Here is a 13,644-nt window from a genome sequence, read left to right as displayed (position 1 = left end):
TCCCCCCCCACCCCGCCCACTCGGGTTGAAATCGTCGGTTGTACTGGGTCCGGGCGGGGGCCCGCCCGGCCCCTGCGCCCCGGGTTCCCCCCCCGCGGCCGCCCGGGGCCCCCCCCCCGGCCCCCCGCCGTCCGCTTCTTCGTGGGCCCCGCGCTCCGTGCCCGTTCCCCGTGCCCGTTCCTACGCCTGGGTTCGGGCCTGCGGCGGGGCGGGTGACGGCTCCGCCGCCGTGGACGCCGTCGACGGCACGGACCACGACGACAGCATCCGCAGGGCGTCGGACGACGGGGAGCCGGGCGCGGGGTGGAAGACCACCAGCGCCTGCTCCGCGTCGTCGGGCAGCCGCAGGGTCTCGAAGGCCAGGCTCAGTTCGCCCACCAGTGGATGCCGCAGCCGCTTCACCCCGTGGGTCTTGTCCGCGGCGACCGTGTGCGCCGCCCACAACTGCCGGAACTCCTCGTTCTTCACCGACAGCTCACCGACGAGCGCGGAGAGCTGCTCGTCCTCCGGGTGGCGGCCCGCGTACATCCGCAGGTTGCTCACCACCTCGCACGCCCGGCACTCCCAGTCCGCGTACAGCTCGGCCGTCGCCGGGTCGAGGAACACCAGCCGCACGAGGTTGCGTTCCTGCGCGGGCAGCGCCCCGAAGTCCCCGAAGACCGCCGCGGCCGGCCGGTTCCAGGCGATGACGTCCTGCCGGCGCCCCACCAGGTACGCGGGTACGCCGTCCATGGCGTCCATCAGCGTGCGCAGCTCGGGCCGCACCTGCTGGGGGCGGTGCGACCGGCTGCGCTGCTTGCGGGTCCGGGGGCGGGCCAGGTGGGTCAGGTGGGTGTACTCCGTGTCGTCCAGCCGCAGGGCCCGCGCGATGGCGTCCAGGACCTCCGCCGACACGTTGTGCCCGTTGCCCTGCTCCAGCCGCGTGTAGTACGCGACCGAGACCCCCGCCAGCTGGGCCAGCTCCTCCCGGCGCAGCCCCGGGACGCGCCGGTGCCGGCCGTAGTCGGGCAGGCCCACGTCCTCGGGGCGCAGCCGGGCCCGGCGGGAGCGCAGGAACTCGCCCAGTTCGGCTCGCTGATCAAGCTGGTCCATACCGCCAGTATCTCCGGGCGCCGGCCGCGGCGCGGGCCCCATCCTGACCCCGCCAGGGGTAGGTCCGGCAGTCCTAGGCAGGGCAGGGGGCTGGGTGGGCGCGGCCGGGCGGGGCAGGCTGGACCGCGTACCGCGGCGCAGACGCCGCCGCGGTACGGCGAGACGCCGACAGGGCACGTACGGCACGGAACGGCACGTACGGCCGGAGCGGCGCGGCGTCGCACCACACACCCCGCACCCCACCAGCACCACACACCCCACCCGTGTCACCGCTGAGGAGCCCCCACCATGTCCGTCACCCAGGTTTCCGCCTACGCGGCCCCCGCCGCGAAGGCCCCGCTGGAGCGCACCACCGTCCCGCGCCGCCCGGTCGGCGAGCACGACGTCCTCATCGACATCAAGTACGCCGGCATCTGCCACTCCGACATCCACCAGGCCCGCGAGGGCTGGGGCGAGGCGATCTTCCCGATGGTCCCCGGCCACGAGATCGCCGGCGTCGTCGCCGAGGTCGGCGCGGGCGTCACGAAGCACGCGGTGGGCGACCGCGTCGGAGTCGGCTGTTTCGTGGATTCCTGCCGTGAGTGCGAGTACTGCCTGCGCGGCCAGGAGCAGTACTGCGTCCAGGGCATGACCGGCACGTACAACGCCCTCGACAAGAACGGCGAGCCCACCTACGGCGGCTACTCCACGCACATCGTCGTGGACGAGAACTACACCCTGCGGATCCCGGAGGGCGTGGCCCTCGACGTCGCCGCCCCACTGCTGTGCGCCGGCATCACCCTGTACTCGCCGCTGAAGCACTGGGGTGCCGGTCCCGGCAAGAAGGTCGCCATCGTCGGTCTCGGCGGCCTCGGCCACATGGGCGTGAAGATCGCGAACGCGCTCGGCGCCGAGGTCACCGTGCTGTCGCAGTCCCTGCGCAAGCAGGCGGACGGGGTGAAGCTGGGCGCCTCCCACTACTACGCCACGAGTGACGAGACGACCTTCGAGAAGCTGGCCGGCAGCTTCGACCTGATCGTCTCCACCGTGTCGGCCCCGCTGCCGCTGGACTCCTACCTGGCGCTGCTGAAGGTCGACGGGGCGTTCGTGAACGTCGGCGCCCCCGAGGAGCCGGTGTCGCTGAACCTGTTCTCCGTGATCGGCGGCCGCAAGACCCTCGCCGGATCGATGATCGGCGGCATCCCCGAGACGCAGGAGATGCTGGACTTCTGTGCCGAGCACGGCCTGGGGGCGGAGATCGAGCTGATCGGCGCCGACCAGATCAACGAGGCGTATGACCGGGTCGTGGCCAGCGACGTGCGCTACCGCTTCGTGATCGACACGTCGACCATCTGAGCACGGCGGGCCCCACGGCGGGCCCCCGGCGGGCCCCGGTGGGTGCGGTGGGTGCGGCGGCGGCCACGGCGGGCGCGTGTCACACGTTCTTCACGCCCCGTGCATGGTCTCGGCAGGGCTGCCGCGCGGATGATCTCCTCACCGCCCGCCCGCAGCCCAGGAGTTCGAGATGCCCAGCCGCCGACACTTCCTCGCCGGATCGGCGGCCGCCGCCGGCCTCGCCGCCCTCGCGCAGCTCCCGGCGGCGGCGCCCGTGGCCGCCGCCGGAACGCCCGCCGGGGCGGCCGCGGGGGCCGAGGGCCCCGCGGGCCCGCCCCACCTGGTGGTGATCCTGGCCGACGACCTGGGCTACGGCGACCTCGGCGCGTACGGCCAGAAGCTGATCGCGACCCCGCGCCTGGACCAACTGGCCGCGCAGGGGCTCAGGTTCACCGACGCCTACGCCGCCGCAGCCGTCTGCGCGCCCTCCCGGGCCGCGCTGCTGACCGGCCTGCACACCGGCCACGCCGCCGTCCGCGCCAACCCGGGCGGCGGCGGCCCGGGCGCCCTCGGCGCCGGGGACACCACCTTCGCGGAGGTGCTCCGGGCGCGGGGCTACCGTACGGGCCTGTTCGGCAAGTGGGGCTTCGGCCCCGAGGCCGGGGACCAGCCGAGCCACCCGGGCGCGCGGGGCTTCGAGGAGTTCTACGGGTACATCGACCACGGGCACGCCCACCAGTACTACCCCTCGTACCTCTGGCACAACGGCGCCAAGGAGCCGGTGGCGGCGGGCACCTTCGCCCCCGACGCCATCGCCGCGCGCGCCCTCGGCTTCATCGACGCGCACGCGGGCGGCCCGGACCCCTTCCTGCTCTTCCTGACCCCCAACCTCCCGCACGCGCCGAGTGAGGTCCCCGACCTCGGCGCGTACGCCTCGAAGCCCTGGACCCGGGAGAACAAGGCGCACGCGGCCCAGATCAGCCTCCTCGACGCCCAGGTCGGCGCGGTCGTGGACCGGCTGGCCGCGCGGGGCGTCGCGGACCGCACCGTCGTCCTGTTCGCCTCGGACAACGGACCGCACGAGGAGGGCGGGGTGAACCCGGACCTCTTCGACGCCAACGGCCCCCTGCGCGGCTACAAGCGCAACCTGTACGAGGGCGGCGTGCGGGTCCCGCTGATCGCCTGGGCCCCGGGCCGGATCGCCCCCGGCACCACCAGCGCCCGCCCGACCCCGCTGTACGACGTGCTGCCCACCCTGGCCGAGCTGGCGGGGGCCCCGGCCCCCGCCGACATCGACGGCCTGTCGGCGGCCCCCGTGCTGAACGGCTCCGCGGCCCTCGCGCCGCTCCACGACCACCTGTACTGGTACCGCGACGAACAGGGCGTCACCAGCCGGGCCAACGCGGCGGACGGCGGCCGGGCCAAGCGGGTCGCGGAGGCGGTCCGCAAGGACCGGTGGAAGGCGGTGCGGTTCGCCCCGGCCCGGGACCTGGGGGCCCCTGACGCGCAATGGCAGTTCGAGCTGTACGACCTGGGCGCGGACGCCGGCGAACAGCGCGACGTGGCCGCCGCCCACCCGGCGGTGGTCTCCGCGCTGACGGCCCTGCTGCGTTCGTCCTGGTCCGACACCTACCCGCGCCGCCCGTGGGGTCTGACCGCGACCGTGTCCGCGGACGCCGCCACGGTCACCACCCGCCTGTCCAACGGCACCGCCCGCCCCTGGCCGGACGCCCGCGTCAGCCTCCCGGTACCGGCCGGCTGGACGGCCGTCCCGGCGGGCCCGGTGAGCGCCGCCCCGCTGGCCCCGGGGGCCGCGCTGACCACCGTGTGGACGGTGACCGCGCCGACGCCGTCGCCCGCGCCCGCCGTGCTGACGGCGGCCGCGACGACCTCGGCGTACCGCTTCTCGGCGCCCGTCCGCCTCACCCCGCTCCCGGCCCCGCCGGCCCGGGACAGCTGGCTCAGCGACCTGCCGTGGGTCTCGGCGGCCAACGGCTGGGGCCCGGTGGAGATCGACCGCTCCAACGGCCGCAAGGAGGCGGGCGACGGCACCCCGATCGCCTTCGGCGGCGTCACGTACGCCAAGGGCCTGGGCGTCCACGCCCCGTCGGAGCTCGTCTACCACCTGGGCGGGCGGGGCTCCCGCTTCACGGCGCTCGTCGGTATCGACGACTTCTCGAAGAAGCAGTCCGCGGCCGGCGCCACCCGCGCCACCGTCCGCGGCGACGGCCGCGTCCTGTTCACCACGCCGGTCCTGACGGGCGCGTCGGGCCCCGTCCCGCTCGACGTGGACGTCCGCGGCGTCCGCCTGCTCCACCTGGTGGTGGAGGACGCCAACGCCAGCTCCTCCTTCGACCACACCTCCTGGGCGAGCCCCCGCGTGACGGTGATCTGACGGGGCTCCCATGAGCGAGATTCTGGACCCGGCGCCGGCGTACCCAGCGCAACGGCCGCGCCCCACCCGAACGGGTGAGGCGCGGGAACCGGCCCCGGACCGGGCTACTCCGCCCGGGCCACGCCGATCGGGCAGGAGACGCCCGTGCCGCCGGTGCCGCAGTAGCCGCCGGGGTTCTTGTCCAGGTACTGCTGGTGCCCTGCCTCCGCCGGCCAGAAGGGGCGCTCGGAGGCCGGGAGGACCGCCGTGGAGATCTGGCCGTGTCCCGAGGCCGTCAGGACCTGCTGGTAGGCCGTACGGGAGGACTCGGCCGCCGCCTGGTGGGCGGGGGAGTGGGTGTAGACCGCCGAGCGGTACTGGGTGCCGACGTCGTTGCCCTGGCGGAAGCCCTGGGTTGGGTCGTGGGACTCCCAGAACAGCTTCAGCAGGGTCTCGTAGGAGACGGCCGACGGGTCGAAGACCACCCGGACGACCTCCGTGTGGCCGGTACGGCCCGAGCAGACCTCCTCGTACGTCGGGTTCTCCGTGAAGCCGCCCTGGTATCCGGCGAGCGTGGTCCACACCCCCGGGGTCTGCCAGAACGTGCGCTCCGCGCCCCAGAAGCAGCCCAGCCCGAAGTCGGCGACCTCCAGACCGGCGGGATAGGGCCCCGAGAGCGGGTTGCCGAGGACGGTGTGGCGCTCGGGGACGGCGAACAGCGGCTCCGGGCGGCCCGTGAGGGCCTCCTCGCGGGTGGGGAGCTCGGGCGTGCGGCGGTACGAGAACATGGATTCCCTCCTTGTTGCAGTGTCAACGGGCGAGGGCGGGCCGGGATTCCCGACCCGCCCCCGCCCGGCCCGCTCCAGCGCGGCCGGCGTCAGTGCGGCAGAGTCGCCGGGGAGCCGCCGTTCGCCTCGTAGCCCGCCACGGCCAGGGCGCGGTGCACCGCGTACGACGCCGCCGGGTCCGGCGTCGCCGACCACGGCAGGGCGCCCACGTACCCGTCCACGTGCCGCACCTGCTCCATCGCCTCCGCCCAGCGCTCCATGCTGACCAGGAACGACAGCAGCAGGTGCCGTACGTGCGCCAGCATCGGATCGTCCTGCCGCGCCGTGTGCACCGCGTACAGCGCGCCCTCCACGGCCCGCGTCACGACCGCGCTCTGCCAGAAGCTCCCGACCAGGACCACGTCCGGCAGGTTCTCGTACAGCCCGAACAGCGGCAGCGCCGCCAGCAGCGAGCCCTTCGGGGCGCGGGCCGCCGCCGCGTGCGAGAACGCGTCGGCCTTCTCCCGCGAGCCGTGCCACTTCTCGCCCCAGTAGTGCAGCGCCGCGATGTGCGCGCCCATGTGGTCCGGCGCGCGGTCGATGACCTTCGCCCACAGCGCGTCGAACTCCGCCTCCGGATAGGCCAGTCCGCGCGCGATGGCCAGCTCCGTGATGTACGGGACCGGGTCGCCCGGCGCCAGCAGCGCGGCCTTGCGGCACGCCTCCCGCGCCTCCTCCAGGATGATGCGGTGGTCCTGCGAACCGACCCCGCCCGAGTGCCGCCACGCCTGCTGCACCAGCAGCTCGGCGTGGACCTGCGCGCCGCCCGCGTCCTTCTCCGCCTCCAGCCGCCACGCCTTCAGCCACCGCGCGCCCGCCCCCGGCTGCTGTACGAGCTCCAGCGCCGCCGCGCCGCCGAACGCCTGCACGCGCTGCCAGCGCCGCTCACCCTCCTTCGGGGTGCCGGCCAGCAGCCCCGAGGCCGCCTGCCACGTTCCGCCGCGCTGCACGTTGCCGAGGGCGTCCATCAGGTCCTGGTCGGGACCGGGCACGCGGATGTCGAGCTGCTCCTGCCGGGCGAATCCGTAGTTCTCGGGGTCGGCGGCGTCGGGGCTGCCGGGCGCGGCCAGCCGGATGCCGCCGCGCTTGCGCCGTATGTACGGGCCGACGATGGCCACGAGCAGGCCGATCGAGAACAGCAACCACAAAATCTCCATGGGTCAAGCGAACCAGACCGGGGGGTGCACAGGCCAATAGAGGGGGTGCCTCAGGTGGGGCATAGCATCGGACCATGAGCGACCACAGCCACGAGCACCAGAGCTTCGAGACCCGCGCCATCCACGCGGGCAATACGGCGGACCCCCGGACCGGTGCGGTCGTGCCCCCGATCTACCAGGTATCCACGTACAAGCAGGACGGCGTCGGCGGCCTGCGCGGAGGCTACGAATACAGCCGCAGCGGCAACCCGACCCGCACCGCGCTGGAGGAGAACCTCGCGGCGCTGGAGGGCGGCCGGCGCGGCCTCGCCTTCGCGTCCGGGCTCGCCGCCGAGGACTGCCTGCTCCGTACGCTGCTCTCCCCGGGCGACCACGTGGTCATCCCGAACGACGCGTACGGCGGAACCTTTCGCCTCTTCGCGAAGGTCGTCTCCCGCTGGGGCGTGGAGTGGTCGGTGGCCGACACCTCCGACCCGGACTCGGTGCGGGCGGCCCTGACCCCGAAGACCAAGGTCATCTGGGTCGAGACCCCCTCCAACCCGCTCCTCGGCATCACCGACATCGCCGTGGTCGCGGACATCGCGCGCACGGCCGGCGCCAAGCTGGTCGTCGACAACACCTTCGCCTCGCCCTACCTCCAGCAGCCGCTGGCCCTGGGCGCCGACGTCGTCGTGCACTCGCTGACCAAGTACATGGGCGGGCACTCCGACGTGGTCGGCGGTGCGCTGGTCACCGCCGACGCGGCGCTCGGCGAGGAGCTGTTCTACCACCAGAACGCCATGGGCGCGGTGGCCGGCCCCTTCGACTCGTGGGTCGTGCTGCGCGGCATCAAGACGCTGGCCGTCCGCATGGACCGGCACGCGGAGAACGCGGGCAAGGTCGTCGAGATGCTGACCCGCCACCCGAAGGTCACCCAGGTCCTGTACCCGGGCCTGCCCGGGCACCCGGGCCACGAGGTCGCCGCCAAGCAGATGCGCAACTTCGGCGGGATGATCTCCTTCCGGGTCGCCGGCGGCGAGGAAGAGGCCGTCGCGGTGTGCGGCCGTACCAAGATCTTCACGCTGGCCGAGTCCCTGGGCGGCGTCGAGTCGCTGATCGAGCACCCGGGCCGCATGACGCACGCGTCGGTGGCCGGCTCGGCCCTGGAGGTCCCGGCGGACCTGATCCGCCTGTCGGTGGGCATCGAGAACGCCGATGACCTCGTGGCGGACCTGGTGCGGGCGCTGGGCTAGCCGTGCCCCTGGCGGGGGGCTGCCGGTGTTCGTGCCGGTGCCCCTCGCCTCCCGCTGGGCGGGGCCCGTGTCCGTGCGTGCCGCGCCGTTGCCGGGGCTCCGCCCCGGACCCCGCGCCTCAAACGCCGGCGGGGCTGGATGTGCCCCGGCCGGGGCTACCAGCCCTCCAGGGGTGGGGAGATGCCGCTCGGGGGGACCGACCAGGGGCGGGTCAGGGAGGCCCAGACCGTGAAGGCCGTCGCCGCCGCGAGGAGCAGGGCCCAGCCGAGGCGTCGCAGGGCCCGGCGCCGCCGCATGATGCGGGCGCCGCGGGCCGCCGCGCCCGCCGCCAGGCCGGCCGGGATCACCGGGTACGGGGCCTCCAGGGCCTGCCTGACCTCCGCTTCCTTCCGGTCCGGGAACCCGCTCACGCCGCCTCCCGGGACCGCATCGCCGCCACCGCCCGGTTGCACAGCACCCGGACCCGTTCCACCGGCAGCCCCAGCTGGGCCGCCGCGACCTCGTCGGCGACTCCCTCGTACACCCGCAGCACCAGCACGAGCCGTTCCAGCGGGCTCAGCCGGGCCAGCAGGCCCGTACCGCCGTGGTGGCGCCAGCCCGTGCGCGCGAAGGCGGCGCACAGCTCCTGGCGGGTGAAGTCGTACGGGTCGTCCCCGCGCAGCCGCCGCCAGTCCGCGTACGTACGGGCCAGCGCGCCCGCCAGCAGCCGCCGGGCCGGCTCGACGTCGCCGGTCAGCAGGATCGCGACGTGCAGGAGCCGCCCCGCCGCGCCCGCGACGAAGGCCTCGAACTCCGCGTAGGGGCCTCCCCGGTGGTCCACCGCCCGCATAGCGACATAGTGCGGGTACCGGGACCGCCCCGGTCAAGAGGTCGGACGCGGCGAGCCGTTCAGGACGCCGGGCCGGCGTCGGACACGGCCGCCATCAGCTCCGACAGCGACAGGTTGAACCGGGTCAGCAGCCCGGTGAAGGACTCGCGCTCGTCCTCGCTCCAGCCGTCCGTCACGCGCGCCATCAGCTCGCGCCGCGAGGAACGGACCTCCTCCAGCCGCGTCAGTCCCCGGGCGGACAGCGCCAGCACCACGGCCCGCCCGTCCTCCGGGTGCGAGGTCCGCTTGACCAGGCCGCTGTCGACCAGCGGCGCGACCTGCCGGGTCACGGTCGAGGAGTCGATGCCCATGCCGCCGGCGAGCGCCTTGACGCCCATCGGGCCCTCCAGGTCGAGCCGGTTCAGCAGCAGGTACGCGGCGCGGTCCATCGAGTTGCGCGCCTGGCCGACGCCGCCCAGGCGGGTCTGCTCGGCGCGGCGCGCGAAGACCGCCACCTGGTGCTGGAGCGCGTCGAGGAGACCGCCTCCGGCGGGCGCTTCGGCCGCCGCGGGCAGGTCGGAATTGGCCGGGGTGGAAGGCATGGCCGTGGGCTCTCTTCGCGTGGTCCGACAAGGATGGGGGACAGAGTACGCGGCCGTACGGCGGCTCGTACGCCTCGTACGAGAACTCGTGCGGCCCGTGCGCGTGCCCGCTCCGGACCCGTCCCGGATGGCGGGATATCGCCTCTCGCGGGAGTCCGCCCCCGGGCCCGCCCGGGCCGTCGTCTCAGGGGCCGGCGTCCTGAGCCGGGCCGGGCGGGGGCTGCGAGACTGGCGGCATGAACTACCGCGTGCCCCAGCCCGTTCCCCAGGTCATGCTCGACGACGTCCGGGGGGCGCAGAAGATGCTGTCCGGCGTCTCGCGGGTCACCGCGATGGAAGGCAGCCGGCACCTCTCCTCGCTCACCGGGTCCCCGGTCCACTTCAAGTGCGAGAACCTCCAGCGGACCGGCTCCTTCAAGCTGCGCGGGGCGTACGTGCGCATCGCGGGCCTGCGCCCCGAGCAGCGCGCGGCCGGCGTCGTGGCGGCCAGCGCGGGCAACCACGCGCAGGGCGTCGCGCTGGCCTCCGCCCTGCTCGGGGTGCGCTCGACGGTGTTCATGCCGGTCGGGGCGCCGCTGCCGAAGGTGGCCGCGACCCAGGAGTACGGCGCCGAGGTGCGCATGTACGGCGAGGTCGTGGACGAGACGCTGGCCGCCGCCCAGGAGTACGCGGACCGCACCGGGGCGGTGTTCATCCACCCGTTCGACCACCGCGACATCATCGCGGGCCAGGGCACGGTGGGCCTGGAGATCCTGGAGCAGTGCCCCGAGGTGCGCACGATCCTCGTCGGGATCGGCGGCGGCGGCCTCGCCGCCGGGATCGCGGTCGCGGTGAAGGCGCTGCGGCCCGACGTACGGGTCATCGGGGTGCAGGCGGCCGGCGCGGCGGCGTACCCGCCCTCGCTCAAGGTGGGGCACCCGGTGTCGATCGACCACCCGGCCACGATGGCGGACGGCATCAAGGTCGGCCGCCCCGGCGACGTCCCCTTCCACATCATCGGGGAGCTCCTCGACGACGTGCGGACGGTCTCCGAGGACGCGCTCTCCAAGGCCCTGCTGCTCTGCCTGGAGCGGGCCAAGCTCGTGGTGGAGCCGGCCGGGTGCAGCCCGGTCGCCGCCCTGCTGAGCGAGCCCGAGCGGTACGGAGACGGCCCGGTGGTGGCCGTCCTGTCCGGCGGCAACGTGGACCCGCTGCTGCTCCAGCGGATCCTGCGCCACGGCATGGCGGCGGCGGGCCGCTACCTGTCGCTGCGGCTGCGCGTGACGGACCGGCCGGGGGCGCTGGCCGGGCTGCTGGGCGTGCTGTCGGGTTCCGACGCGAACGTCCTGGACGTGAGCCACGTGCGGACCGACCCGCGGCTGGGGCTCACCGAGGTGGAGGTGGAGCTGCACCTGGAGACGAAGGGCCCCGAGCACTGCGCGCAGGTCGCGCGGTCGCTGCACGGCGCGGGGTACAAGGTGATGAGCTGACCCGGCCCGGAACGGACGCGGGTGAGTGGGCGGGGGCGGGAGGGGACCCGGCGGGGGCCGGGTGGTGAGCCGGCGGGTACCGGGGTGAGGGCCAGGTGGGAAAAAGACGTGGCCGTACGCGATATGACGCGATAGGGTCCGCCCGGACGGTGTGGCCCCGGACGCGTCCGGATCCCCCGAACTGCTGGGCGGAGCCCGCCCGGCACCCCTAGGATTTGCCTAGGAAACACCCGATTCGAACACCCGATTCGCACTGGGAGAATCCCTATGCCAGGCGCCATATACGCCGAAGGACTGGTCAAGACCTTCGGCGACGTGCGGGCTCTGGACGGCGTGGACCTCGATGTCCCGGAAGGCACCGTACTGGGCCTGCTCGGCCCCAACGGCGCGGGCAAGACCACGGCCGTACGCGTCCTGACCACCCTCCTGCAGCCCGACAGCGGCAAGGCCGTCGTTGCCGGGATCGACGTGCTCAAGCACCCCAACGAGGTCCGGCGCGCGATCGGCCTCTCCGGCCAGTTCGCCGCCGTCGACGAGTACCTCACCGGCCGCGAGAACCTCCAGATGGTCGGCCGGCTCTACCAGATGAAGGCCAGGGCCGCGAAGGCCCGGGCCGCCGAACTGCTGGAGCGCTTCAACCTCGCCGACGCCGCCGACCGCACCGCCAAGACGTACTCCGGCGGCATGCGCAGGCGCCTCGACCTCGCGGCCGCCCTCGTCGTCAGCCCGCCCGTGATGTTCATGGACGAGCCGACCACCGGACTCGACCCGCGCAACCGCCAGCAGCTGTGGGGGATCATCCAGGAACTGGTCGCCGGCGGCACCACCCTCCTGCTCACCACCCAGTACCTGGAGGAGGCCGACCACCTCGCCCACGACATCTGCGTGGTCGACCACGGCAAGGTCATCGCCCGCGGCACGTCCGACGAGCTCAAGGCGCGCACGGGTGGCGAGCGCGTGGAGGTCGTCGTCCACGAGCGGCACCACATCGGCACGGCCCGCGAGGTCCTCGCCGGATTCGGCAAGGGTGAGACCACCGTCGAGGAGCACACCCGCAAGCTGACCGTGCCGGTCTCCGGCGGCGCCAAGCTGCTCGCCGAGGTCATCCGCGAACTCGACGGCAGGGGCATCGAGATCGACGACATCGGCCTGCGCCGCCCCACCCTCGACGACGTGTTCATCTCCCTGACCGGCCACGCGGCGGAACGGGACACCGGTGAGAACGGCGGCCCCCCGGGCACCCCGGACGGGCCGGGCGCCAAGGGCGGCGCGGCGGACGCCACGGGCCGCGCGGCGGCCCGGAAGGAGACGGCGAAGTGACCCTCACCTCCCCGACCCCGGGCACCTCCCCGAACAGGGAACTCGCGGCGCCCCGCCCCCGCGGCGGCCTCGTCCAGAGCGTCAACGACTCCCTCGTCATCGCCAAGCGCAATCTCATCCGGATGTCCCGCATCCCCGAGATGGTCATCTTCGGACTGATCCAGCCGATCATGTTCGTCGTGCTGTTCAGCTACGTGTTCGGCGGCTCGATGATGATCGGCGGCTCGACCAGTGCCGTCGACTACCGGAACTTCCTGATGGCCGGCATCTTCGCGCAGACCGTCACCTTCGCCACGGCCGGCGCGGGCGCGGGCATCGCGGACGACATGCACAAGGGGCTCATCGACCGGTTCCGCTCGCTGCCGATGGCCCGCGGCGCGGTCCTCACCGGCCGTACCCTCGCCGACCTCGTGCAGACCGCGCTGACCCTGGTGGTCCTGGCGATCGTGGCCCTGATGGTCGGCTGGCGCATCCACGAGGGCATCCCCAAGGCCCTCGCCGGCTTCGCCCTGCTCCTCCTGCTGGGGTACGCGTTCTCCTGGATCGGGGCGCTGATCGGCCTGTCGGTGCGGACCCCGGAGGCGGCCACGTCGGGCGGCCTGATCTGGCTCTTCCCCGTCACGTTCATCTCCAACGCCTTCGTGCCCACCGAGAACATGGCGAGCTGGCTGCAGCCCATCGCCGAGTGGAACCCGTTCAGCGCCACCGTGCAGGCCTGCCGCGAACTCTTCGGCAACCCCGGCGTGTCCACGTCCGACGCCTGGCCGATGGTCCACCCGGTCTGGGCCTCGCTGATCTGGTCGGTGCTGATCGTCGTGGTCTTCCGGACCCTCGCGGTCCGCAAGTACCGCTCGGCGAGCGTCTAGCGCCCGGCGATCTGCGCCCGGCGTGCCGATGCCCGGCCGGGAGGACCCGGCCGGGCATCGGCACGTACGAAGGGGGGCGGTCAGCCGGTGAAGGGCTTGACGTCCAGGATCTTGACCGAGGCCCTCTTGCCGTTCGGCAGCTCGTACTCGGCGTCCTCGCCGATCGCCTTGCCCATCACGCCGGTGCCCAGCGGGGACTGCGGGGAGTACGTCTCGAAGTCCGAGGAGGCGTACTCGCGCGAGGCGAGCAGGAACTCCGTGGTGTCGTCCTCGTCGCCGTCGAAAGCGATCTTGACGAGCGTGCCGGGAGCGACCACGCCGTCCGAGGCGGGCGCCGTGCCGACCTTGGCGTTCTCCAGCAGCTGCGTGAGCTGGCGCACGCGGAGCTCCTGCTTGCCCTGCTCCTCCTTGGCGGCGTGGTAACCGCCGTTCTCGCGCAGGTCGCCCTCCTCGCGGGCGGCTGCGATCTTCGTCGCGATCTCCGTGCGGGCGGGACCAGAGAGGTAGTCCAGCTCCGCCTTCAGCTGGTCGTACGCCGCCTGGGTCAGCCAGGTGACGCTTTCGCTCGTCTGGGTCACGGGTG

General features: G+C 73.8%; 13 protein-coding genes. 6 read left to right on the top strand and 7 right to left on the bottom strand.

All coding sequences use genetic code 11. The annotated features are described in order from the left end of the window. Positions 1-180: 180 nt before the first annotated feature. The gene (locus ABT106_RS07015) at positions 181-1,092 is read right to left on the bottom strand and encodes a helix-turn-helix domain-containing protein (protein WP_351273429.1); all 912 of its coding nucleotides are present in this window, start codon (positions 1,090-1,092) and stop codon (positions 181-183) included. A 288-nt stretch (positions 1,093-1,380) separates the two neighbouring features. On the opposite strand from ABT106_RS07015, the gene ABT106_RS07010 reads away from it, so the two are divergent. Both ABT106_RS07010 and ABT106_RS07005 read left to right on the top strand, forming a co-directional pair. Then, positions 1,381-2,427: an NAD(P)-dependent alcohol dehydrogenase gene (locus ABT106_RS07010; RefSeq protein WP_351273426.1), complete on the top strand. Its 1,047-nt coding sequence runs from the start codon at positions 1,381-1,383 to the stop codon at positions 2,425-2,427. Between the two features lie 169 nt (positions 2,428-2,596). Beyond that, positions 2,597-4,801, top strand: a complete 2,205-nt coding sequence (locus ABT106_RS07005) for a sulfatase-like hydrolase/transferase (protein WP_351273423.1) — start codon at positions 2,597-2,599, stop codon at positions 4,799-4,801. 104 nt (positions 4,802-4,905) lie between these two features. Here ABT106_RS07005 and msrA read toward each other — a convergent pair whose 3' ends face one another. Beyond that, positions 4,906-5,568 carry a peptide-methionine (S)-S-oxide reductase MsrA gene (gene msrA / locus ABT106_RS07000; RefSeq protein ID WP_351273420.1) on the bottom strand — a complete coding sequence of 221 codons (663 nt, stop codon included), beginning with the start codon at positions 5,566-5,568 and terminating at the stop codon, positions 4,906-4,908. 89 nt (positions 5,569-5,657) lie between these two features. Then, positions 5,658-6,764, bottom strand: coding sequence for a hypothetical protein (locus tag ABT106_RS06995; RefSeq protein ID WP_351273418.1), 1,107 nt, complete (start codon positions 6,762-6,764; stop codon positions 5,658-5,660). 74 nt (positions 6,765-6,838) lie between these two features. Here ABT106_RS06995 and ABT106_RS06990 point away from each other — a divergent pair, with 74 nt between their 5' ends. Next, positions 6,839-7,996, top strand: a complete 1,158-nt coding sequence (locus ABT106_RS06990) for a cystathionine gamma-synthase (RefSeq protein ID WP_351273415.1) — start codon at positions 6,839-6,841, stop codon at positions 7,994-7,996. Positions 7,997-8,151: 155 nt separating this feature from the next. Here ABT106_RS06990 and ABT106_RS06985 read toward each other — a convergent pair whose 3' ends face one another. Genes ABT106_RS06985 through ABT106_RS06975 form a run of 3 tightly spaced genes read right to left on the bottom strand, consistent with a single transcriptional unit; the run spans position 8,152 to position 9,406 of the window. After that, the gene (locus tag ABT106_RS06985) at positions 8,152-8,406 is read right to left on the bottom strand and encodes a hypothetical protein (RefSeq protein WP_351273412.1); all 255 of its coding nucleotides are present in this window, start codon (positions 8,404-8,406) and stop codon (positions 8,152-8,154) included. Continuing rightward, on the bottom strand, positions 8,403-8,825 hold the full coding sequence (locus ABT106_RS06980; RefSeq protein WP_351273409.1) for a sigma factor-like helix-turn-helix DNA-binding protein: 423 nt from the start codon (positions 8,823-8,825) through the stop codon (positions 8,403-8,405). The genes ABT106_RS06985 and ABT106_RS06980 overlap by 4 nt, the downstream gene beginning before the upstream one ends. A 59-nt stretch (positions 8,826-8,884) precedes the next feature. Beyond that, entirely contained in the window at positions 8,885-9,406 is a 522-nt protein-coding gene (locus ABT106_RS06975; RefSeq protein WP_351273406.1) for a MarR family winged helix-turn-helix transcriptional regulator, read from the bottom strand. Between the two features lie 236 nt (positions 9,407-9,642). Between ABT106_RS06975 and ilvA the strand changes: the two genes are divergently transcribed. From ilvA to ABT106_RS06960, 3 genes are all read left to right on the top strand, one after another. Continuing rightward, positions 9,643-10,875 (top strand): threonine ammonia-lyase, encoded by a 1,233-nt coding sequence (gene ilvA / locus ABT106_RS06970; RefSeq protein ID WP_351273403.1) that lies wholly within the window; start codon positions 9,643-9,645, stop codon positions 10,873-10,875. A gap of 267 nt (positions 10,876-11,142) precedes the next feature. Then, positions 11,143-12,195 carry an ATP-binding cassette domain-containing protein gene (locus tag ABT106_RS06965; RefSeq protein ID WP_351273400.1) on the top strand — a complete coding sequence of 351 codons (1,053 nt, stop codon included), beginning with the start codon at positions 11,143-11,145 and terminating at the stop codon, positions 12,193-12,195. Then, on the top strand, positions 12,192-13,061 hold the full coding sequence (locus ABT106_RS06960) for an ABC transporter permease (RefSeq protein ID WP_351273398.1): 870 nt from the start codon (positions 12,192-12,194) through the stop codon (positions 13,059-13,061). Before ABT106_RS06965 ends, ABT106_RS06960 begins: the two co-directional genes overlap by 4 nt. Before the next feature lie 80 nt (positions 13,062-13,141). Here ABT106_RS06960 and greA read toward each other — a convergent pair whose 3' ends face one another. Further along, entirely contained in the window at positions 13,142-13,639 is a 498-nt protein-coding gene (gene greA, locus ABT106_RS06955) for a transcription elongation factor GreA (RefSeq protein WP_351273395.1), read from the bottom strand. Positions 13,640-13,644 lie beyond the last annotated feature (5 nt).

Source organism: Streptomyces sp. NPDC002044 (assembly GCF_040296725.1).
Lineage (GTDB): Bacteria > Actinomycetota > Actinomycetes > Streptomycetales > Streptomycetaceae > Streptomyces > Streptomyces antarcticus.
Note: the sequence above shows the minus strand (reverse complement) of the source record. Positions and strands in the feature narration are given on the sequence as shown.